The 19,776-nt window shown below is 62.5% G+C and carries 17 protein-coding genes and 1 tRNA gene; 9 read left to right on the top strand and 9 right to left on the bottom strand.

Translation table 11 applies throughout. The features are described 5' to 3' along the window. The first annotated feature begins 537 nt into the window (after positions 1 to 537). From ACTHN9_RS23500 to ACTHN9_RS23490, 3 genes are all read left to right on the top strand, one after another. A complete protein-coding gene (locus ACTHN9_RS23500; protein ID WP_440539201.1) occupies positions 538 to 3,120 on the top strand; it encodes an RHS repeat domain-containing protein in 2,583 nt (860 codons plus the stop codon). A gap of 202 nt (positions 3,121 to 3,322) precedes the next feature. Further along, positions 3,323 to 3,595, top strand: a complete 273-nt coding sequence (locus ACTHN9_RS23495) for an HU family DNA-binding protein (protein WP_440539200.1) — start codon at positions 3,323 to 3,325, stop codon at positions 3,593 to 3,595. An 84-nt stretch (positions 3,596 to 3,679) separates the two neighbouring features. Further along, positions 3,680 to 3,755, top strand: a tRNA-Val gene (locus tag ACTHN9_RS23490). A gap of 211 nt (positions 3,756 to 3,966) precedes the next feature. On the opposite strand, the gene ACTHN9_RS23485 is transcribed toward ACTHN9_RS23490, so the two are convergent. The 5 genes from ACTHN9_RS23485 to ACTHN9_RS23465 form a co-directional block, all read right to left on the bottom strand. Further along, on the bottom strand, positions 3,967 to 4,392 hold the full coding sequence (locus ACTHN9_RS23485) for a hypothetical protein (RefSeq protein ID WP_440539255.1): 426 nt from the start codon (positions 4,390 to 4,392) through the stop codon (positions 3,967 to 3,969). A gap of 173 nt (positions 4,393 to 4,565) precedes the next feature. Then, positions 4,566 to 5,180 (bottom strand): HD domain-containing protein, encoded by a 615-nt coding sequence (locus ACTHN9_RS23480; RefSeq protein ID WP_440539254.1) that lies wholly within the window; start codon positions 5,178 to 5,180, stop codon positions 4,566 to 4,568. A 69-nt stretch (positions 5,181 to 5,249) separates the two neighbouring features. Then, positions 5,250 to 6,308: a patatin-like phospholipase family protein gene (locus tag ACTHN9_RS23475; RefSeq protein ID WP_440539198.1), complete on the bottom strand. Its 1,059-nt coding sequence runs from the start codon at positions 6,306 to 6,308 to the stop codon at positions 5,250 to 5,252. A 21-nt stretch (positions 6,309 to 6,329) separates the two neighbouring features. Continuing rightward, positions 6,330 to 9,776: an adenylate/guanylate cyclase domain-containing protein gene (locus tag ACTHN9_RS23470; protein ID WP_440539197.1), complete on the bottom strand. Its 3,447-nt coding sequence runs from the start codon at positions 9,774 to 9,776 to the stop codon at positions 6,330 to 6,332. Positions 9,777 to 9,918: 142 nt separating this feature from the next. After that, the gene (locus ACTHN9_RS23465; protein ID WP_440539196.1) at positions 9,919 to 10,869 is read right to left on the bottom strand and encodes a LysR family transcriptional regulator; all 951 of its coding nucleotides are present in this window, start codon (positions 10,867 to 10,869) and stop codon (positions 9,919 to 9,921) included. On the opposite strand from ACTHN9_RS23465, the gene ACTHN9_RS23460 reads away from it, so the two are divergent. Beyond that, positions 10,868 to 11,095, top strand: coding sequence for a hypothetical protein (locus ACTHN9_RS23460; RefSeq protein ID WP_440539194.1), 228 nt, complete (start codon positions 10,868 to 10,870; stop codon positions 11,093 to 11,095). The genes ACTHN9_RS23465 and ACTHN9_RS23460 overlap by 2 nt on opposite strands. A 21-nt stretch (positions 11,096 to 11,116) precedes the next feature. After that, entirely contained in the window at positions 11,117 to 11,440 is a 324-nt protein-coding gene (locus ACTHN9_RS23455) for a DUF4148 domain-containing protein (RefSeq protein WP_440539193.1), read from the top strand. 109 nt (positions 11,441 to 11,549) lie between these two features. On the opposite strand, the gene ACTHN9_RS23450 is transcribed toward ACTHN9_RS23455, so the two are convergent. The 4 genes from ACTHN9_RS23450 to ACTHN9_RS23435 all read right to left on the bottom strand — a co-directional run bounded on the left by ACTHN9_RS23450 (position 11,550) and on the right by ACTHN9_RS23435 (position 15,328). Next, positions 11,550 to 11,975: an organic hydroperoxide resistance protein gene (locus ACTHN9_RS23450; RefSeq protein WP_440539192.1), complete on the bottom strand. Its 426-nt coding sequence runs from the start codon at positions 11,973 to 11,975 to the stop codon at positions 11,550 to 11,552. Positions 11,976 to 12,183: 208 nt separating this feature from the next. Continuing rightward, positions 12,184 to 12,750 carry a TetR/AcrR family transcriptional regulator gene (locus ACTHN9_RS23445; RefSeq protein WP_440539191.1) on the bottom strand — a complete coding sequence of 189 codons (567 nt, stop codon included), beginning with the start codon at positions 12,748 to 12,750 and terminating at the stop codon, positions 12,184 to 12,186. A gap of 63 nt (positions 12,751 to 12,813) precedes the next feature. Further along, the gene (locus ACTHN9_RS23440; RefSeq protein WP_440539190.1) at positions 12,814 to 14,301 is read right to left on the bottom strand and encodes a diguanylate cyclase domain-containing protein; all 1,488 of its coding nucleotides are present in this window, start codon (positions 14,299 to 14,301) and stop codon (positions 12,814 to 12,816) included. 208 nt (positions 14,302 to 14,509) lie between these two features. After that, positions 14,510 to 15,328 carry an IclR family transcriptional regulator gene (locus ACTHN9_RS23435; protein ID WP_440539189.1) on the bottom strand — a complete coding sequence of 273 codons (819 nt, stop codon included), beginning with the start codon at positions 15,326 to 15,328 and terminating at the stop codon, positions 14,510 to 14,512. 481 nt (positions 15,329 to 15,809) lie between these two features. Between ACTHN9_RS23435 and ACTHN9_RS23430 the strand changes: the two genes are divergently transcribed. From ACTHN9_RS23430 to ACTHN9_RS23415, 4 genes are all read left to right on the top strand, one after another. Continuing rightward, positions 15,810 to 16,778 carry a sugar ABC transporter substrate-binding protein gene (locus tag ACTHN9_RS23430; protein WP_440539253.1) on the top strand — a complete coding sequence of 323 codons (969 nt, stop codon included), beginning with the start codon at positions 15,810 to 15,812 and terminating at the stop codon, positions 16,776 to 16,778. 73 nt (positions 16,779 to 16,851) lie between these two features. After that, positions 16,852 to 18,411, top strand: coding sequence for a sugar ABC transporter ATP-binding protein (locus ACTHN9_RS23425; protein WP_440539188.1), 1,560 nt, complete (start codon positions 16,852 to 16,854; stop codon positions 18,409 to 18,411). Beyond that, positions 18,401 to 19,441 (top strand): ABC transporter permease, encoded by a 1,041-nt coding sequence (locus ACTHN9_RS23420; RefSeq protein WP_440539186.1) that lies wholly within the window; start codon positions 18,401 to 18,403, stop codon positions 19,439 to 19,441. Before ACTHN9_RS23425 ends, ACTHN9_RS23420 begins: the two co-directional genes overlap by 11 nt. 6 nt (positions 19,442 to 19,447) lie before the next feature. Next, positions 19,448 to 19,768, top strand: coding sequence for a UxaA family hydrolase (locus tag ACTHN9_RS23415; RefSeq protein ID WP_440539185.1), 321 nt, complete (start codon positions 19,448 to 19,450; stop codon positions 19,766 to 19,768). The last annotated feature ends 8 nt before the right edge of the window (positions 19,769 to 19,776 follow it).

Below are 19,776 nucleotides of genomic sequence, written 5' to 3'. Positions count from 1 at the left end.
GATCGACATGGGATGCTTCAAAGAACCAATCGATATCCCAACCATTAGGATCGCCTCCGAGCCGAGAGGATATCGGTGGTTGGGTATGACGCGTATCGGTTGATAATGGCCACGCAACTTCGAGAGTGCACCCGTCGCGGACAGATAGGGGGCGTCGTTGCCGGGTGCAAGCAGGCGCGATTGCATTGCCTGCGAGCAGGGTAGTTTTTCGCGCAGTCGCACTCGGGAGATCGTTAGGTGAAGTGTCGGTCGGTGAGATCGATATGTGTCGTGTGTACGCGCTGAAGGGAGCCGAACCCGATGTCAACGAACGCCGCCTTTGGCACGCCGACACTGCTGGTGCACAGCAACCGCGGCTTGCCTATCCGTACGCTGCGCTATAACCGCGAGACAGTCGGCGATGCCCTCGATGAGCGTATCGATCGAACGACGTACGATCCGATCGGACATGCGGCGTCGCGTATCGACGCGAGGTTCTTTGCCGCTTCAGGTTCGCCCTTACCGAACTTCGCATACGCTTCGTCGCTGTCGGGCCAGGTGTTGCGGACCGATAGCGTCGATGCCGGGCCGCAATGGGATCTGTCCGACGTGGAGGGCCGGCCTGTATGGGCCCGCGATGGCCGTGGCACGACAACGATTTGGGCGCACGATGCGCTCGGAAGGCCGCTGACGCGCGCCGAGGCGGTGGGAGACGAATCGGCTGCGACTCGCGATGTGTGGATTTACGGCGAGCGGGAAGCCAATGCGCAGGAGCATAACCTGCGCGGCCAGTGCGTGCGTTGCTACGACACCGCGGGCAAGCTGGCGTGGCGCGCTTTCCGATTGACAGGTCAGCCGCTTAACGAAACGCGCTGGCTGCTGGCCGACCCCGATATCGATTCCAATTGGGTCGGTCAGGACGACGAGACGGCGTGGGACCGGGCGCTCGATGCAACCGCATATTCGACGGCTTGGGGGCACGACGCAACGGGTGCCTGGTATCGACAAACCGATGCGATGGGCAATACCCAGCAGCGGTGTGTCGATGTTGCCGGCCGGCTCGCGAGTAGTCGATTGCAACCCGAGAAGGGCGCCGAGCAAGTCGTGCTTTCGTCGGTGGTCTATAGCGCGGCAGGGCAGATTTTGAGCGAGACGGCCGGCAATGGCATGGTCGGCAGCTATGCCTATGAGCCGCAAACGCGGCGATTGATCGGCCTGAAGGTCGTGCGTCCGGCCAAGACCGGCCGTGCCACGATCGTTCAGGACGTCAGTTATCGATACGACCCGGTGGGAAACGTTGTACGAGTCAGCGACGCCGCGCAGGCGCCCTCGTATTGGCGCAAACACAGGACCGAGTCGGCGAGCGTTTATCGGTATGACGCGCTGTATCAATTGATCGGTGCGACGGGGCGCGAGATCGCCAAACGGGGCGTGCAAGGCCATACCGTGCCGCCAGCGACGATTCCCCTACCTGTCGACGATTCCGTCTATTCGAACTACACACGCACCTACACCTACGATCGCGGTGGCAACCTGACGACGATTGGCCACCAGGGAACCATCAACTACAAGCAAGCGATCGTCGTATCGAATCGAAGCAATCACGCGATGCTGCAAGACGGAGCGGGAACGCTGACGCCGGACGGTATCGACAACGGCAAGTGGTTCGACGCGTCGGGCAATCAGCAACAGCAGTTGCCCGACGCTACGCAGCCGTTGGCCTGGAACAACCGGAACGCGTTGCGGCGTGTGACGCTGATCGAACGCAGTGGGCCCGATAACGATCGAGAAGCGTACCAATACGGCGCCGATGGGATGCGCGTGCGCAAGTGCCGGCGGACGCAGGCCAAAAACATGACGCGCACGGTAGAGGCGATCTATTTGCCAGGGTTGACGCTTCGGGTGACGTCGAACGGCGATGGGAAGGCTATGACCGTGAGCGAGAAGATACAAGAGATCGGCAGCGAGGCTGGCTTCATCCATATGCGCTACCTGCATTGGGAGGTAGGGCAACCGAAAGGCGTGCCGGGGGACATGGCGCGCTATGGGTCTAGCGATGTCATCAACTCAATCGCCGTGGAACTCGACGCGGACGCGGACCTGATCAGTCGCGAGGAGTATTACCCGTACGGTGGCACGGCAGTATGGGCGGCACGCAGCCAAGTGGAGGCGGATACCAAGTTCGTGCGCTATTCGGGCAAGGAGCGAGATGCTGCGGGGCTCTATTACTACGGGTACCGCTATTATCAACCCTGGGTCGGACGGTGGTTGAATGCGGATCCGGCAGGGATCGTGGATGGGTTGAACCGCTATCGTATGGTGCACAACAATCCTACAACTCTGGTTGATGGCCAAGGATTAGCCGCGGACAAAAAACGCGAGGCGGGACTCGAGTTGACGCAAGAACAACATGCGCGGGCCGAAAGGAACTGGCGGCGAGCAGTGGGCCTTGCGCGCCGAATATCTGCCGGCAGCTTCAAGGGGGCGCTATCCCTTCATTCGGACTACTACTTGGAACTTCTGGATCCCATGCATAGATACGGGCACGCCTTGGAGGACCAACGCAAGCTATGGGAAAAATCCGACAGCGATTCCAATTTTTTCGAATGGTTCAAGACATCTGTGCCCGATGAGGTGAAGAGCAAGCCAGAGTTCCAAGGGGTTGAGTACCTCCAGGACGCCGCCGATCGCAATCGCCATAAAATAACTGCTTCTTTCAGCGGGAATACAGTTCGGCCTTCCGAGGATTTTCCGCTCGATCAAAAAAGTGGGATCCTCCGGGCGGCGCCTCACCCGGAAGCCATCTTCATCATGGATAGGGATAATGAAATTTATATGATGCATAAGGAAAAATATAAGCGTCAACACACTTCGTTAATGGCTGGAGCGCCAGTTCGATCGGCTGGGATGATCGTTATGAATCAAGATTTTGAAATCGTCTCTGTTGAGGCGCATAGCGGTCATTACCGTCCACAGGCAAGTCATCTTGCAATATTTTTGGAGACATTGAGAGGAAGAGGTGCTGACTTAAGTAAGATTGTGGCAATCCACACGGACAGCAATAGACAGCGCATCCAAGAGAATGCACATACGTTCGTTCAGGCATATGACAGGCGCTTGCTCGATGCAGCAGCGCACTGACGGAACAGGCAGGATGGAGGGAAATTCGAAGCCATAGGGAATGGGGTCCCTTCCGGGACCCCAAAGCGCCCGTCAGATCCGGCGCAACCCCTGTTGACACGCCCGTTTCGTCCACCTTTAATGGGCGGGCGCAGCATTGCCTGCGTCTTCTTTCGGCGCTGCGGCGCCTTGCGACTGCCAACAATCATCATCGGGGATTCGGATGAACAAGACGGAACTGATCGACCACATTGCGGAACAGGCAGACCTATCCAAAGCGGCAGCGGGGCGAGCGCTCGACGCCGTCATCGGCGGCGTCAAGGGCGCGTTGAAGAAGGGCGGTACCGTGACGCTCGTCGGCTTCGGCACGTTCGCCGTGGGCAAGCGCACGGCGCGCACGGGCCGCAATCCGCGCACCGGCGCCGCGATCAAAATCAAGGCAGCGAAGGTGCCGAAATTTAAACCTGGCAAAGCCCTGAAAGATGCGCTAAACTAGCGGGCTCGCTGGCTGTGAATGTTTTGATCTTCGCAAGCTAAGCGAAATAAGAAGCAAAAAGCAGCAAAAGCTCGCTTCGCGAACGGGTGCTTAGCTCAGTTGGTAGAGCGGCGCCCTTACAAGGCGTAGGTCGGGAGTTCGAGCCTCTCAGCACCCACCATCGTTCGCGAACGGCTTTCAAGCAGGTTCTCATCGATCTGCTGCAGCACGCAAAAACCCGCATGGCTATCGGCTCTGCGGGTTTTTTGTTGCCTTGCGCGCGGCCGCGACTTCCGCTGGCTGCCGCTTCGGAGAAGCTCGTTCAGTCGCAAACTTCAAGTTCGAGGCGTCGCCAGTCCCCGCATTGCCGAATGATGCCGCCTTCGGTCACCTCATGCAGCCGCCTTTAGCCGATCGCCAACGAGACCGAATTCGCGGGCGATGGAAAGCAGGCGCTCTTGCCATTCCCAGACGCCGAACGCGTCGTGGACATTTTGCAGGCAGCTCAGCAGTGCGACGGTGCGTTCGTCATAGACATTGATCTTGGCCTTGACGAGGGCCTTGCGCAGCGCGGCAATACCGGCGTCCATGTATTGAGGGTGGCTCAGTTCCGTGCCGATCAAATAGCGCACCGGCACGCCTTCCATGGCGCTCGAGTAATCCGCCGGCCGAATGAAGTGCCCGATCGGACAGCCGCCGCACGCGCCGCGGTAGGCTCCGCCGCCGCGCGGAAGCAGCGCCGCGCCGCGTTGCTCGGTCAGGTGCGCAACGACGCGGTCGAAAATTTCTTGGTGCGTCAGAAAGCGAATCGTCTTCATCATCTGTCTCCCGCGACGGCCGCCGGTTGGTTGAGGGCGTTAAGAGCGGTCGCCGTTCGTTGACTTCACTATGGTCGATGCCGGCGCCAAGCGAAATCAGCGGATGCTCAGATGGATGTAGGACCTGCGGTGGGGTTGTAGGTATCGTCTGACAAGACGTCGATGCTGCCCCGTCACTTCGCTGTCGGCAGGCCGAGGCGCCACGAAAGATTGCTTCGGGCACGCACTTCGCAGCGCGTATGAAACACGTCGGTGTGGTAGATGCGCTCGCGCGTCAGCAGGTTTTCCAGGATCGCCCGCTCGTGCAGTTCATAGGTACGGTCGTCGAGGTCGGGCCGTTCGGCCCGCAGCCGCACGCCGTCGTCGCGAAAGCGAGCGCGCCCGCCCCCCAGCATCGCGAGATCGATGTCCGCGGCGAAGCAGGCATCCGCGTCGACGGGGGGCTGCGCATGCTTGGTCGCTAGGATCAGGTCGCAAATGTGCTCGCCTCGCTCGATGCGCTCGTCCGCCCATCGCCGAAACCAGTCCGCGCTGCGTTGCTCGTTGTCGGGCGCGCCGGGCACGTAGATGACGTCGTGGCACCACAGCGCCAATTCCACTGCATCGGGATGCGGCACTGCGCCGCGTACCCCATCGAGGTCGCGCAGGCAACGGCGGATGTGGCGCATCGTATGGTAATGGCGCGCGGGTTCCGCGTAGTATCGGATCAAATCGGCATACACCGTCTGCGCACGCTGGCCGCCACAACGTAGCCATAGGGTAGCGAAGCGCTCCTGCGTGCCGCTCATTGCCCGGGCCATTACCCCCTCCAATACCCGCTTCATTGCTCGATGTGCGCGCCGGCTGGGACCCGCCACTCAAAGAAACTCTCGGCGGATGTCGATGCTCGAGCGCTCGCCGATATCCCGGTAGTGGTGTAAGAGCCAGTTCTCGGCCTCGTGCCGTCCCCGATCGAACAACTCGCGAAGAAATCCCCAATCGGCGTTGTATTTGCTAGCCGCGCTGAGCGCACACATGGCATCGTCGGCGCGGATCGAATGAATCAGCATTTCCTTCATTTCGCCGCGATCGATCTTGCCTTGCGAAATGAGATCGGTGACGAAGGCGATGGCGCGCATCTCGCGCATCAGCGATGAATTGAAGCTGATTTCGTTGATGCGATTGAGGATGTCGGCCGTCGTGGTCGGCACGCCGCGGCGAATCAGCGGGTTGATGTGAACGATCGCCACGTCCCGGGTGCTGCAGTGATAAATCAAGGGATAAATGGCCGGGTTGCCCATGTAGCCGCCGTCCCAGTAGTGCTCGCCGTCGATCGTGACGGCCTGAAACAGCGTAGGTACGCAAGCGGATGCCAGCACCGCATCCGCGGAAAGGCTTTCGCCGCTGAATAGGCGAATTTTTCCCGTCTCCACGTTGGTCGCGCACAAATACAGATGGATGGGACACCGCCGGCGCAATTCGGCGAAATCGACCTGGCTTTCGAGCACCTCGCGCAACGGATTGACGTTCTGCGGGTTGAATTGGTAGGGCGAGAAAATGCGCAGCACCATATCGGCAAACGCATACAACGAGGAATGATCGAGGCCGAAGCTGTGCGTGCCCTTCAACCACGGGGTCCAGCGCAACGGATTGTAGCGCTCGGCCGACTGCGATACGGCGTGCCAGAACTCGTGCAGCGCGCGCCGTGCGCCTTCGTCGCCATCGAGCATCAGCCCGTAGGCGAGCACAGCCGCGTTCATCGCCCCGGCGCTCGTCGCGCTCACGCCCTCGATCTCGAGCCTGCCGTCTTCGAGCAGCCGATCGAGCACGCCCCACGTGAAGGCACCGTGCATGCCGCCCCCTTGCAACGCCAGGGCGATGCGCTTGCGCTCTGCGTGGTCTGGATGACGGGGAGGGTTCCCATGCGGTGTCGACATCGTCTGTTTCCTCATGCGCACTCACACCAACTCATCGAGCAGCGTTCGTGCGTCCCGCAAGTCGGCCGTGTCGAATCCTTCGGAAAACCAGTCGTGGATTCGGACAAGCGCGAGCCGTGCCTCGTCGGTTTTGCCTGCACGCTTCCATAGGCGGGCGAGACTCGATACCGCGCGCAATTCGAGCGATTTGGCGCCCTGAGCGCGTGCGACCGAGACCGCCTCGCGCAAGCAAATCTCGGCTTGCTCGCCGGCCGCATAGGCAGGTTCGTCGGCGTTTGCGGCGCCGAGCAGCGAGATCGCCTTGAGGCGGGCAAGTTCCGCTTCGAAGCAACGCTCGCCGGTTTGCGCCATGACCGTCAACGCTTGTTCGAGCAGTTGCCGGCCTGCCTGCGCCTCGCCCGCCATACGCAGGTTTTCACCCAGCAATGCCAGAAAATACGATCGTTGATCGGCGCTACCGGTGGCCTCATCGGCCGTCAAACCCTTGCGCATCTGCGCGATTCCCTCGCGGACGCTTTCGCATTCCGTCAGCGCCCAGCCGCGAAAGAGCGTTCCCCATGCGAGCCAAAACGGCAAACGGTGTTCGGTCGATAGCTCGATGACGGCTTCGGCGTATTCGCGGGTGAGCGACGGCTCGCGTCGCAGGTGATGCAACTCGGCCGCATAAGCTAGGGCGAACGCCAACGTCGGCCCATACGCCTGCTTGCGCGCAAGCGCCAGCCCTTGCTGCATGCGCTTGAGTGCTTGGTCGGGATAGCCCTGAAGCCAAAGCGTCAACGCCAAGAAGTTCAATGCGCGGATTCCCGGATCCACGCCGTGCGCGAACACATGCGCTTGATGCCGGTCGGGGTCGTACAGGGCGAGCGCCTGTTCCTGGTGCGTTCGCGCGTCTGCGAACGCGCCTTGGAAGAATCGGCACACACCGAGTGCGCCATGCGCCTCGAGCAGCAGACCAGGATCGTTGGCGTCGCAAGCCATGCGCAGCATCCGCTCGCCTAGTTCGCTGGCCTTGGCGTGCTGTGCGCGCGACATGTAATGAATTCTCAGGCCCAAATCCACAGCGAACAACTGCTCGGGCTCGCCGATCTCATCGCACAGCGAGAGGGCGCGCGCATAGGTGGCCGCCACCTCCGGCGCGCCGTAGCCTCGCACGTCCATCAACGCCGGGCCGAGTGCAAGAAGCAGCGACAATTCTTGTCGCTTGCGCGAAGGGGTGTCCGGCAGACGTTCGAGCAGATGCAGCGCGGCCCCCAAATGATGCATCGCTTCCGGGTGAGATGCGTGCCGCAGTGCCTGTTGCGCGGCGCGATGCAGATATTCCACCGCCTTAGGGATGTTTCCGCTCAAGCTGTAGTGATGCGCGAGTTCGCTGCAATAGTCGGCGATACGCGTCGGGAACAGTGCCTCCAGCGCTTGGGCGGCGAGTTCGTGCAAGACGCTGCGACGCTCCGTCAACAACGAGTGTCCGGCCACTTCTTGCGTCAACGCGTGCTTGAACGAGTATTCCACCTCCGGGAAGGCGGGCCGCTCGTAAATGAACTCCGCCGCTTCGAGGTCGGAGAGCAGGTGGCGCAACTCGTCGTCGGTATGGCCGGCGCGGTCCCCGCATATACGCTGGACCACGCTGAACGGAAACTCCTTGCCGATCACGGCCAGCGTCTGCAGGAGTTCCTTTTCGGCGAGGGGAAGCCTGTCGATCCGCGCGGCGAGCACGCCTTGCACGGTCGTTGGAATGTGCAGCGTGGCCGGCGTTCGCTCGATCCGGTAGTGTCCTGGATCGCCGATGAGCGATTTTTCCTCGATCAACGTCCGAACCACTTCCTCGATAAAAAAGGGGTTTCCTTCGGTCTTCTCCAAAATGAGCTGTTTGAGCGGTTCGAGATCGACCTCATTGCCGAGCAGAAAGGCGAGCAATCCTCCCGCCTCGGACGGCGTCAGCGCGTCGAGCTTCAATCGGGTGCAATGGCGTGCGGATTCCCAAGGAGGTCGATATTCGGGCCGATAGTTGACGAGAAGCAGGATGCGAGTCGGGGGTAGGCGCTCGGTCAGGTGCGCGAGAAACCCTTCCGTCTCGCGATCCAACCATTGCAAATCCTCGAACAGCAGCGCCACCGGCTGGTCCTGGCTCTCGCGTGCCAACAGGCGCACGATTGCGTCGAAGGTGCGGTCGCGCCGGGTAGAGGGGTCCATCTCGGCCAGCATCGCCTGCTCGTCTCCAATGCCGAGCAGAAACAGAACGTACGGCACCGCCGCTTCGAAGTGCCGCTCGAGCGTGAGCATCTTTCCCACGACCTTTTCTCTGCATCGGCGCTCGTCGTCTTGCGCTGTGATTTGAAAATAGTTTCTTAACAGTTCCATCAGCGGCAGATTGGCGAACGCTTTGCCGTGCGAGACGGAGAACGTCTCAAGGACTAGCCGGCCACGTCGCGATCGCTCCTTGAATTCGTGGAACAGACGCGATTTTCCAACGCCGGCTTCGCCAACCGCAGCGACGATCCGTCCGTGCCCCGCCTCGGCTTCCGTCAACGCCGTATTTAAACTCGACAGCTCGGCCTCACGCCCCACGAACCGCGCGAGCCCGCGATGCGCGGCAACCTGCATACGCGTGCGCAACGCGCCCGGGCCGAGCACTTCGTAGACGGAAAGCGCCGTGGGAATGCCCTTGAGATGCGTGGCCCCCAACGCTTTGAATTCGAAATACCCCTCGGCGAGCTTGTGCGTGGCCTCGCTCACGAGAATCGAGGAGGGCGTCGCGATGCTCTCCATCCGCGACGCGATATGAACGGTGTGGCCGACCGGATCGTAATCGGTGTGCAAGTCGTCCGTTCTAATCGAGTGGACGACGACTTCGCCTGTATGGACTCCGACGCGAATCTGCAGAGGAATGCCGGTTTCCAAGCGGAGTCGATCGCTATGACGTCGCATGGCTTGTTGCATGCGCAGCGCCGCATAGAGCGCACGCTGCGGATGATCCTCGTGCGCGATGGGGGCACCGAACAGGGCAAGGATGCCGTCGCCGAGCGATTTGGCGATATACCCTTCGTAGTAGTGGACGGCCTCCATCATCAGCGCGATGACGGGCTCGATCAAACGATGCGCCTCTTCGGGATCGAGGTCGTGAACGAGCGCTGTCGAGCCGGCCATATCGGCGAACAGCGCGGTGACGGTTTTGCGCTCGCCGGCAATCTCGCCGCGTGCTTCCATGGCCGCCTGCTCGGCGCGGATACGCTCGGCCAGATGGTGTGGCGTGTAATGAACGGGAGCGGCGCACGGGGTGCTGACGGGTCGCGGCGGGCAGGGCGACGCGGGCGGCCCATTAGACAACGCCACGCCGCACTCGCTGCAGAATTTGGCGGAAGGCTCGGTTTCATGGCCGCAGCGCGGACAAGGACGGCGCAGTAACTTGCCGCACGTCTCGCAGAAGCTCGCTTCGGCGGGATTGTCGAATCCGCAATGTGCGCAGCGCATACGATTTTTCCCAAGCCCGATGCCGTCTCCTTGCAACTAAAACATTAGGCGGCGGACGGGCCGGCTGCAAGCAGCATGCACTGGACGCAACGGAGTATGCCGATGGCCGGCGGAAAGCGATCGAGCGCGCGCGAGCTTATCGTTACGCCGCTTGGGCACCCAAGCTCGCGTCGGCGCAGCGTGCGCCCGTTTGCATCAGCGGGTCGCGTGCAAACACTTCCGCGACCCAGTCCGCGAATACGCGCACCTTGCGCGGCAAGTGCCGGTTGCGCGCATACATGATGGAGATCGCGCGAGGCGGCGAACAGTAGTCCTTCAGCACTTCTTGCAATTCGCCCGTTTCGAGGTACCGCGCGATCGGAAAGATCGCGGTCTTGAGCAGCCCGAGACCATGGAGGCCGCAAGAGACGTAAGCATCGACATCGTTCACGGCGATCAACCCGCGCATATCGACGGTTTCGACCACGCCGTTCACCACGTAGTCCCAGCTGCGCACGCGCCCCGTATTACTGGACACGTAGTTCACGCCGATATGATCGTGCAAATCCGCGATCGTCTTCGGCTCGCCATATTTCTCGAGGTAGGCTGGCGACGCACACGTCACGCGCCGCATGTTGCCGATGCGCCGCGCGACGAGCCCCGAATCCTCGAGTTCGCCTGTACGCAGCACGCAGTCGACGCCTTCTTCGACGATGTCGACCTGACGATCGCTTAACCCCATCTCGATCTCGATGTCGGGATAGCGCTCGAAGAATTCGGGAAGCGCGGGGATGATCACCATCTTCGCCACGAGCGCCGGCAAGTTCACCTTGAGCCGCCCCTTCGGGTTGAGCTTCGCATGCGTGAGTTCGGCCTCCATCTCGTCGACCTCGGCCAGCACACGAATACTGCGCTGATAGTAGGCCTCGCCGTCCTCGGTGACGCTGATGCTGCGTGTCGTGCGATTGAGCAAGCGCGCACCCAAATGCGCTTCGAGCCCCTGCACGGTGCGCGAGACCTGCGGCGCGGCCAGTTGCAGCGATTCGGCCGCCTTGACGAAGCTGCGCGACTCCACGACGCGCGTGAATACCTTCATGGCAAAGAAGCGGTCCATGACCTACCTCCGTTTGGATCGTTTTTCGGATCGTTTTTTATATGGCAATGCAAGGGGCGATGGTCTCGCAAGCGGCGCCCGCTGCGTTTGCAGCGTGCCAGGCATGCGCGCCGATTGTTATCCCTACGGCACCAATGAATTCCAGATTTCCGTATTTATCCGGGAAGACCCTAAGCCTACACTGCCTTCACCTGCTGCACACAACCGTGTTCGCAGCTCCTTATAACAGTAGTCGGAGGTTGTCATCATGAACGCTCTCAAGCAAATCGTCGTTGCCGTTGCCCTCGTCGCTCCCATGGTTTCTTCGTTCGCGCAATCGAATCAGCCGGTTACGCGCGCACAAGTGCGTGCAGATCTGGTGCGTCTCGAAGGCGCCGGCTACAACCCGCGCGACTGGATGCACTATCCGGAAAACATCCAAGCGGCCGAGCAACGGGTTGCCGCGCAACAAGGCATCGCGCAAGCCGATTCGAGCGGGTACGGCCCGAGCGTAGAAGGTGCGTCGCAATCGGGCGGCGCGACGAGCGGCGCGGTCAGCACGTACTCGCCGCCGATCTATCAGCACGACTAAGCGCTGGCAGTTGAGGCAATCGAGCCGATCGGGTCAATCGACTCGATCGCTTTTCGAAGCCGTTGGGCGATGCGTTAAGGACGCATCGCCCATTCGGCGTATCGACGTCTTAAGCGAGCGTCAGCGTGACATCGATGTTGTTGCGCGTGGCATTGGAATACGGGCAGACGACGTGCGCTTTTTCGATCAGCGCTTGCGCGGCTGCGCGATCCATCCCGGGCAGCGAGATCTTCAATTCCACTTCGATGCCGAACCCGTTCGGAATGGCGCCGATGCCGACGCTCCCGTCGATGGAGACGTCTTGCGGCAAGGCCATCTTGTCGCGAGCCGCCACGAACTTGATCGCGCCGATGAAGCAGGCGCTATAGCCGGCTGCGAACAATTGTTCGGGGTTCGCGCCTTCGCCGCCTGCGCCGCCCAACTCGCGCGGCGTCGTCAAGCGCAGGTCGAGACCGCTGTCGGGCACGACGGCGCGGCCGTCGCGGCCACCGGTGGCACGAGCATGGGCACGGTACAGCACTTTTTCGATCGACATGGTGTTGCTCCTATCGGTGTATCGACAATAAAGGTGAGGGTGGTTCGGCCTACCCGGTAGAAGATAGGCGATCCGTACGAAACTGCCGGTTACTTCCCACTACACGAACACGACTGCTAGCTTCGGGTGTTCATTCTATCTATTAGAAGGTAGATAAAACGATCCATTAAATGGGGCGTCGCCGACGCCCCATCCCGCTACGACTGCTTCACTTCGACAACTTGAACGATGCCTCGACTTCTTCCAGCCGGCTCTTGGTTCTAAAGAGCCGGCTAGCCAAGCCGGCACCTTGCAACGCCGCGAAAAACGCGCGCGCCGCTTGTTCGGGCGTGGCACGCTTCACCAGCGTGCCGTCGCGCGCGCCTTCGGTGAACACCTGCGCCAGCCAGGCCTCGTTGGCTTTGAAAAACGCTTGCACGGCCAAACGCACGGGCTCGGGCAACGTTTCGATATCCGCGGCGAGCATGCCGCACAGGCAAATATGGTCGCCATCGCCCAACGTACGACCGAACATCTTGGCGAACGTGGCGAGTTTGCCTTCGGCCGGCAACGCGGTATCGATCGTTCGAACGGCGCTTTGCACTTCCTGCGTGTAGGCGTGAACAGCTTCGAGCACCAAATCGTCCTTCGACGGAAAGTAGTAGTGGATGCTCGAAGTTTTCACGCCGACGAGTTCCGACAGATCCCGATAACTGAATCCGTTGTAGCCGCGCAGCATCATCAGCGTAATCGCATGATCGATGATTTGCTCGCGGATCGTCTTCGTCGTTTCCATGAACTGCACTTTATCTACTAGTAGGTAGATAGTCAAGATTTTTATGCGGGTGCGTTGCGGGCGTCAGTCTTCGGCTGCGGTTTCCGGTGCGCGATGGCGGCGCTTGTCCTCGTACATGGCCGCGTCGGCTTCGCGCAGCATGTCTTCGAGCCGTTCGCCGCGATCGCACGTGGCCCAGCCCATCGAGAAACTCAGCGTCGGTCCCGAGTAGAACTGGTTGTTGAGTTCGACAATCTGACGAATGCCGTCCGCGACGACTTCCGTGTCGCGCGCGTTGGCCCCGGGCAGCAAGATGGCGAATTCGTCGCCGCCGATCCGCGCAGCTTGATACGGCCGCTGGATCGCTTTGGCAAGCACTTCGCCCGCGCGCCGCAGCAGGGCGTCGCCGGCGGCATGGCCTAGCTGATCGTTGACGGTCTTCAGTTCGTTCAAGTCGACGATGATGGCGCTGATCGGGAACGGCCCTTTGCGCTCGAGGCGGTTCAATTCGTCGACATAGAACGAACGATTCTTCAGCTTGGTCAGCACGTCGTGCTTGCCGAGGTATTCGAGGTAGGCCTCTGCCTTCTTGCGCGCGGTGATATCGGTCAGCGCGAGCAGAACGAGGTCCCACTCGCGCTCGTGGCCGGGAAATACCGAGAATTGCAGGTGCAAGTGGACTTCGCTGCCGTCGAGCGCGTAGTTCAGGACTTCGCGTTGCTGAAACAGGCGGCCCTCCCACAGATCGATCAATTGTTCGCGGAAATGTCCACGCATGTCGTCGCGAAAAACTTCCGGCAGCCGGCCGAGCAACGCGGCCTTGTCGTGCGCTTTGAACAAGTCGACCGTATATCGATTGACGTCGAGCACGACGATTTCTTCCATGCAGCGCTCGACAAACTCCGGGTGGACGTCCGTGAAGGTGCGGAAGTCGACGATCCCTTGCTCCCGTACTTCGTCGATCAGCGTCTTGATGCGGCGAAAGTCTTCGATCCACAGCGAGACCGGGGCGTGTTCGAACAACCCTTGTGCGTACGACTGGCTGGCTTGCGCGCGCCGGCGCGCGTCTTCGAGGTCGGTGATGTCGTCGATGGCGACGAGCACGCGGTCCCACGACGCTTCATGCCCCGGCAGGATGACGCCCTTGAGCAAGATGTCGAGCCGCCGGCCATCGAGCCGGTAGTTCACGCTTCGGCTTTCGAAGCTTGAGCTGCCCGACCACATTTGCTCCAATTCGCCGATGTGCGCTTCGAGCATGTCGTCGCGCAGCACGTCGCTTAAGCGCGCCGATAGCTCGTCGAAATCGCTCGCGCCGTACAGCTCGAGCGTGCGGCGATTGACCTTCAGCACGCGGATGCACGCCGAGCATTGCGCCACGCGACGCGTGTCGGCCGTGAGAAACGCGCGCAGATCGTTCACGCCTTGCTCGCGCCACGTCTCGAACAGCGCGCGCAAGCGGCTGTAGTCTTCGAGCCAGAGCGAGGTGGGCGTGAGATCGAATAAGTCGAGGGGTGAGACGCCCGTCGTATCGATGTCGAGGGCGGGTCCTGCATTCGCTGTGGCTGGTTTCATGGGGTGGCGCTTTCGGCGGTAGGCATCGAAGCGGTCCGGCGATGCCGTGGGAATGTGCTCGTCTCGTTCGGCGGGGGTGTCTGCCCCTCTGTCCGGCCGTGTTAACGGCAGACGACCGCCGCCATTGTAGGGCCGCAACCCACTTTGTTTGGTGCGCGCGGCCGGGCGGAGCGACGCAGCGTATCGCGCCACCGGCGAACGGTGGCGGCTAGCCGTGCTCGTGCATGGACAGCTTGCGCGCGGCTGCTTCGAGCATTGTCGTCACCTGTTCGAGGGAGGGCGCGACGTATTCGTCGATGCGCCGCATGAACGGCGTGGTGAGCGCGGCGATGGCATGGCCCGACGGTCCGAGGATGGGGAACGTCACATCCGTGACGCCGAACGTCTGCGCGCTGTCCTTGCGCAGGTGCCCCTGCGCGCGGATTTCGCCGTAGGTCGACGCGAGCAGCGCATCGCCGAGCGCGATTTCGCCTTTGACCTTCGTATGCTCGGTCAACATGCGCTCGCGCTCCGCCTCGCTTTGGAAGGCGAGCATGACTTGTCCCGAGGCCGTGTCCACTAAACCCACGCGCGAGCCGAGCCGGATCGACAAGCCCCAAGTGCCCGGTCCGTCCACCTGGGCAATGACGAGCAGATTGCCGCGGTCGTACACAGTCAGATGGCACGATTGCTCGGCTTCGTCGGCGAAGGCCTGCATAACGGGTATCGCCGCGGTAATGAACCGGTTCATCGGCGGATGGCGATGGGCCAGCGCGAACAGCTTCAGGCTCAGCGAGTAGCGATCGCCGCCCGCCGAGCGCATGACGTATTGGCGCGCGACGAGCCGCTCCAGCATCCGGTAGATCTCGCTGGCGTTGCGTCCGAGCGCCTTCATGATTTCGGCCCGCGTGAGCCCGTCCTTCTGCTCGGACAGCAATTCGAGGATGTCGAGGCCCTTGTCGAGCGCCGGGGCGCGGTAGCGGTCGGCTTCGTCGAGCGCGGCCTCGTCGGCGGTCTCGCTCGGGCGGGTGGATTTGGCGATTTTCACTGGCGGTGCTGCCTCATGGCATGGGGACTAAGGGAAAACACGGCGAACGCGGCGCTTGACGTGCGATCGTCCGAATATGAATAATAAGTTCATCCATGAATGTTCGCGCCGGCGAAGCGATCGGCCGACGCACCCATAGCGCTAACGGACGCGACGCACCTAGGCCGCATCCGCTGTCGCACCCAGCAGCATAACGAAGCCGCCGAAGAGCGGACCGAAAGATCGGGCTAGAAACGGCCCGTCCCGTTGCGTCTTGCCGACGCATCACCGCGAAGCATGGAGCCCAGGCCGGTGGCGACACACGGATTTGGGCCAGGAGACGACTATGACATCGAGCATCGAACCGGTTGACGCCGGGCAGTGGGCAGTTCGTGCAATTCGTGTAGTCAGTGCAGTGCGTGACGTACGTGACGCCGGCCGCGCCGCGCCGCATCGGCGGGCGCTGCGGCGGCTGGCCTTCGCCTGCGCGGCGACGCTCGGCATGCTCGGGGCGCTGGCACCGGCCGCGCACGCCGCGAGCGATGCGATCGGCGCCAATTTGCCGCTGCTCACGTCGCCGTTCTGGCAGGCCTACAACAACTACCTGCCGCAATACGCCAAGCAGCTCGGTCTCGACATGCTCGCGCCCGTGAACTCGAACGGCGATCCGGCTCAGCAGATCACCGACATCAATAACCTGCTCAATCAAGGCGTCAAAGGCATCGTGACGGGGCCGCTCGATTCCGCGGCCATCAGCCGCGCGCTCGATGCGGCATCGGCCAAACACGTGCCGGTCGTCGCCGTCGACGTCGCGCCCACGCAAGGCAAGGTCGCCATGGTCGTGCGGGCGGACAATCGCGCTTACGGCGAAAAAGCCTGCAAATACATCGGCGATCACGTGAGCGCCGGCAAGGTCGTGCAAATCATGGGCGATCTCGCCTCGGTCAATGGCCGCGATCGCTCGGAGGCGTTCCGCTCCTGCGTGAAGAGCCATTATCCGAAGCTGCAAGTGCTTGAGATTCCGGCTGCATGGAAAGGCGATGTCGCGGCATCGGCGCTCGATAGCCTGTTGACGGCGAACCCGGACGTGAAGGGCATCTATATGCAAGCCGGCGGCGTCTATCTGTCGCCGACGCTTCAAACCCTGCGCCGCAAGCACTTGTTGTTCCCCGCGGGCGATCCGAAACATATCGTCATCGTCAGCAACGACGGCATTCCGCAAGAGTTCGACGCCATTCGCAAGGGCGAGATCGATGCGACCGTCTCGCAGCCCGCGGACAGCTATGCCAAGTACGGCCTTTGGTATATGAAGGAAACGCTGGCAGGCAAGACCTTCAAGCCCGGTCCGACCGACCACGACAGCACGATCATTCAGCTCGCGCCCGGCGTGCTCGAGGATCAATTGCCGGCGCCGCTCGTGACCAAGGCAAACGTCGACGACAAGAATCTTTGGGGCAATACCCTGAAGTGATCGCGCGAGCGGTCGAGCGAACGAGCCGTGCGCGCACGGCTCGCCACCGAACCACCGATTGACGCGAGCCGATATGGGTGCCGTTCCTTTATTTAGTCAAGCCGCTGCGCTCGCGAGCGCGCCCGTGGTCGAGGCATTCGGCGCGACCAAGCGCTTTGGGTCGACCACGGCGCTTGCCGAAGTCTGCTTGCGCGTGATGCCGGGCGAATCGCATGCGCTCGTGGGCCGCAACGGGGCGGGCAAGTCGACCCTTGTCTCGCTGCTGACGGGCCTGCGCAAGCCGGACCAGGGCGAGATTCGCTTCGGCGGCGAACCAGCGCCGCCGATCGACGATCGCGATGCCTGGCGCGAGCGCGTGGCCTGCGTCTATCAGCATTCCACGGTGATTCCCGAACTCAGCGTGGCCGAGAACCTGTTTGTGAATCGGCAGCCTGGGCGTCGAGGTCTCGTCGATTGGCGTGCGATGCGGCGCGAAGCGCGGATGTTGCTCGATCACTGGCATATCGATGTCCGCGAAGACGCGCGCTGCGGCGATTTGGGCGTGGAGGCGCGACAACTCGTCGAAATCGCCCGCGCACTTTCGCACGGCGCACGCTTCATCATTCTCGACGAACCCACCGCCCAACTGGACGGCGATGAGATCAAGCGGCTTTTTCGCCGGATCGAAGAGCTGCAGCGCGAAGGCGTCACGTTCTTGTTCATCTCGCATCATCTGCAAGAGGTCTACGAGATTTGCCAAGCGGTCACGGTGCTGCGCGATGCGCGCCGAATTTTGACCGCGCGTGTCGAACAGTTGCCGCGCGAGGCGCTGATCGAAGCGATGACGGGCGAGGCGGGCGGCGTGGCATGCGCCGATGCGACGCGTCGCGCGCCGCTTGCCCACGCGCCGCTCGCGTTGGAGGTCGCGGCCCTTGGCGGAGAAGACTTCGACGAAGTCTCGTTCAGCGTGCGTCGCGGCGAGGTGGTCGGCTTGACCGGTGCGACGAGCAGCGGGCGCACCAGTGTGGCCGAAGCGATCGCCGGGTTGCGGCGTCCGCGCGCCGGCGCTGTGCGCGTGCACGGCAACGACGGCGAAGCGACCGTGACGCTGCCTTATGGCGACGTGCCCGCGGCGCTCGATGCGGGTGTGGGGTGCGTGCCGAAGGATCGTCATCGCGAAGGGCTCGTGCTCACGCAGTCGATCGCCGAGAACGCCACCATGACGCTTGTGCGCAAGCTCGCTCGGTTCGGCTTCGTGCGTCCGTCGGCCAAGGCCCGGCTCGCGCGCGAGGCGATCGCGTCGCTCGGCATCGTGGCGCAGGGGCCGCTTGCGCCCGTATCGGGGCTATCGGGCGGCAATCAGCAAAAGGTCGTCATGGCGCGGGCGCTCGCCACCGATCCGCGGGTGCTCGTGCTCATCGATCCGACCGCCGGCGTCGACGTCAAATCGAAAGAAGCGCTGCTCGCCATGGCGGAACGCGCACGCGAGCAAGGGCGTGCCGTCGTTGTCGCGAGCGGCGAACTCGACGATTTACGCGGTTGCGACCGCGTGCTCGTCATGTTCCGAGGCCGCATCGTCCGCGAGTTCGCGGCCGGATGGCTTGACCACGAATTGATCGCATCGATCGAAGGAGTCGATCTCAATGAAGCCTAGTTTGTCCAACCCCGGGCCGCAGGCGAATGCGGCCGGCTTCGGCTTTGCCGGCGGCGGCCGCGTGCGCGGCGCGCGTCTCGATTTGGCGCGTTGGCGCGATTTGGCGCTCCTGCCCGCGCTGGCGCTGCTCATCGCCGTCGGCGCGTGGGTCAGCCCCAGTTTTCTGACGCGCGCCAATCTCGTCAGCGTGCTCGGCGCGTCGGCTGCGCTTGCGCTCGTCGTGCTGGCCGAATCGCTGATCGTCATCGTCGGCAAGTTCGATCTATCGCTCGAATCGACCGTGGGCTTCGCCCCTGCACTCGGGGCGATGCTCGTGATGCCGGCCGCCTCGGCCGGCTTCGGCTGGCAGTGGCCGCCGTTGGCCGGGCTTGCCGCAATCGTCGCGGTGGGCGCGCTGATCGGCTGGGTCAACGGTCTGCTGGTGGTGCGGCTGCGTTTGAATGCGTTCATCGTGACGCTGGCGACGCTGATCGTGTTACGCGGCATGCTCGTCGGCGCGACGAAGGGCGGCACGCTGTTCGACATGCCGCCGTCGTTCTTCGCGCTCGCCACCGTCACCGTGCTTGGGCTGCCGTTGTCGGTTTGGCTCGCCGCGGCGGCTTTTGCCATCGCCGCGTTCATGCTGCGCTACCACCGCCTCGGCCGCGCGCTCTATGCGATCGGCGGCAACGCGCAAGCGGCCCGTGCCGCGGGGATCCGGGTCGAGCGCGTCGTGTGGGGCGTGTTCGTGCTCGGCAGCGCGCTCGCCTCGATCGGCGGGCTCGTGGTGACGGGCTACGTCGGCGCCATCAATGCCAATCAAGGCAACGGGATGATCTTCACGGTGTTCGCGGCGGCCGTGATCGGCGGGATCTCGCTGGACGGCGGCAAGGGGACGATGCTCGGCGCGCTCACGGGCGTGCTGCTGCTCGGCGTCGTGCAGAACCTCCTGACGCTCGCGCAGGTACCCTCGTTCTGGATTCAAGCGATTTACGGCGCCATCATTCTCGGCTCGCTGATGATCGCGCGCGTGGCCGGCAGCCAGGAGTGACGAGAGATGACGCTCGATTCGCGATTGCTGCTGCTTTCTCCCGACGACAACTGCGTCATCGCCACGACGACGCTGCCCGCCGGCACCGCCCTCATGGTCGAAGACGAGCGTGTGGTGCTGAGCGCGACCGTCGAACTCGGACACAAGCTCGCGCGGCATGCGTTAGCGGCTGGCGAGAAGATCCTGCGCTACGGCGCGCCGATTGGCCATGTCACGTGCGACGTGGCCAAGGGCGAGCATCTGCACACGCACAACCTGGAAAGCGACTATCTGCCCACGTACACGCTCGATGCGGGCCATGCCTACGTCGAGCGCGACGATTCCTGACTTTATCG

Source organism: Trinickia sp. (assembly GCF_051953405.1).
Classification (GTDB): Bacteria; Pseudomonadota; Gammaproteobacteria; order Burkholderiales; family Burkholderiaceae; genus Trinickia.
This window is presented reverse-complemented; position numbering and strand designations above follow the sequence as displayed.

Bases quoted from the DNA above. Each gene is read 5' to 3' on its own strand.
- ACTHN9_RS23495 (WP_440539200.1), top strand. From the start codon at position 3,323: ATGAACAAGACGGAACTGATCGACCACATTGCGGAACAGGCAGACCTA.
- ACTHN9_RS23455 (WP_440539193.1), top strand. From the start codon at position 11,117: ATGAACGCTCTCAAGCAAATCGTCGTTGCCGTTGCCCTCGTCGCTCCC.
- ACTHN9_RS23430 (WP_440539253.1), top strand. From the start codon at position 15,810: ATGCTCGGGGCGCTGGCACCGGCCGCGCACGCCGCGAGCGATGCGATC.
- ACTHN9_RS23480 (WP_440539254.1), bottom strand. From the start codon at position 5,180: ATGAGCGGCACGCAGGAGCGCTTCGCTACCCTATGGCTACGTTGTGGC.
- ACTHN9_RS23475 (WP_440539198.1), bottom strand. From the start codon at position 6,308: ATGTCGACACCGCATGGGAACCCTCCCCGTCATCCAGACCACGCAGAG.
- ACTHN9_RS23445 (WP_440539191.1), bottom strand. From the start codon at position 12,750: ATGGAAACGACGAAGACGATCCGCGAGCAAATCATCGATCATGCGATT.
- ACTHN9_RS23420 (WP_440539186.1), top strand. From the start codon at position 18,401: ATGAAGCCTAGTTTGTCCAACCCCGGGCCGCAGGCGAATGCGGCCGGC.
- ACTHN9_RS23470 (WP_440539197.1), bottom strand. From the start codon at position 9,776: ATGCGCTGCGCACATTGCGGATTCGACAATCCCGCCGAAGCGAGCTTC.
- ACTHN9_RS23465 (WP_440539196.1), bottom strand. From the start codon at position 10,869: ATGGACCGCTTCTTTGCCATGAAGGTATTCACGCGCGTCGTGGAGTCG.
- ACTHN9_RS23450 (WP_440539192.1), bottom strand. From the start codon at position 11,975: ATGTCGATCGAAAAAGTGCTGTACCGTGCCCATGCTCGTGCCACCGGT.
- ACTHN9_RS23415 (WP_440539185.1), top strand. From the start codon at position 19,448: ATGACGCTCGATTCGCGATTGCTGCTGCTTTCTCCCGACGACAACTGC.
- ACTHN9_RS23440 (WP_440539190.1), bottom strand. From the start codon at position 14,301: ATGAAACCAGCCACAGCGAATGCAGGACCCGCCCTCGACATCGATACG.
- ACTHN9_RS23460 (WP_440539194.1), top strand. From the start codon at position 10,868: ATGACCTACCTCCGTTTGGATCGTTTTTCGGATCGTTTTTTATATGGC.
- ACTHN9_RS23485 (WP_440539255.1), bottom strand. From the start codon at position 4,392: ATGAAGACGATTCGCTTTCTGACGCACCAAGAAATTTTCGACCGCGTC.
- ACTHN9_RS23425 (WP_440539188.1), top strand. From the start codon at position 16,852: ATGGGTGCCGTTCCTTTATTTAGTCAAGCCGCTGCGCTCGCGAGCGCG.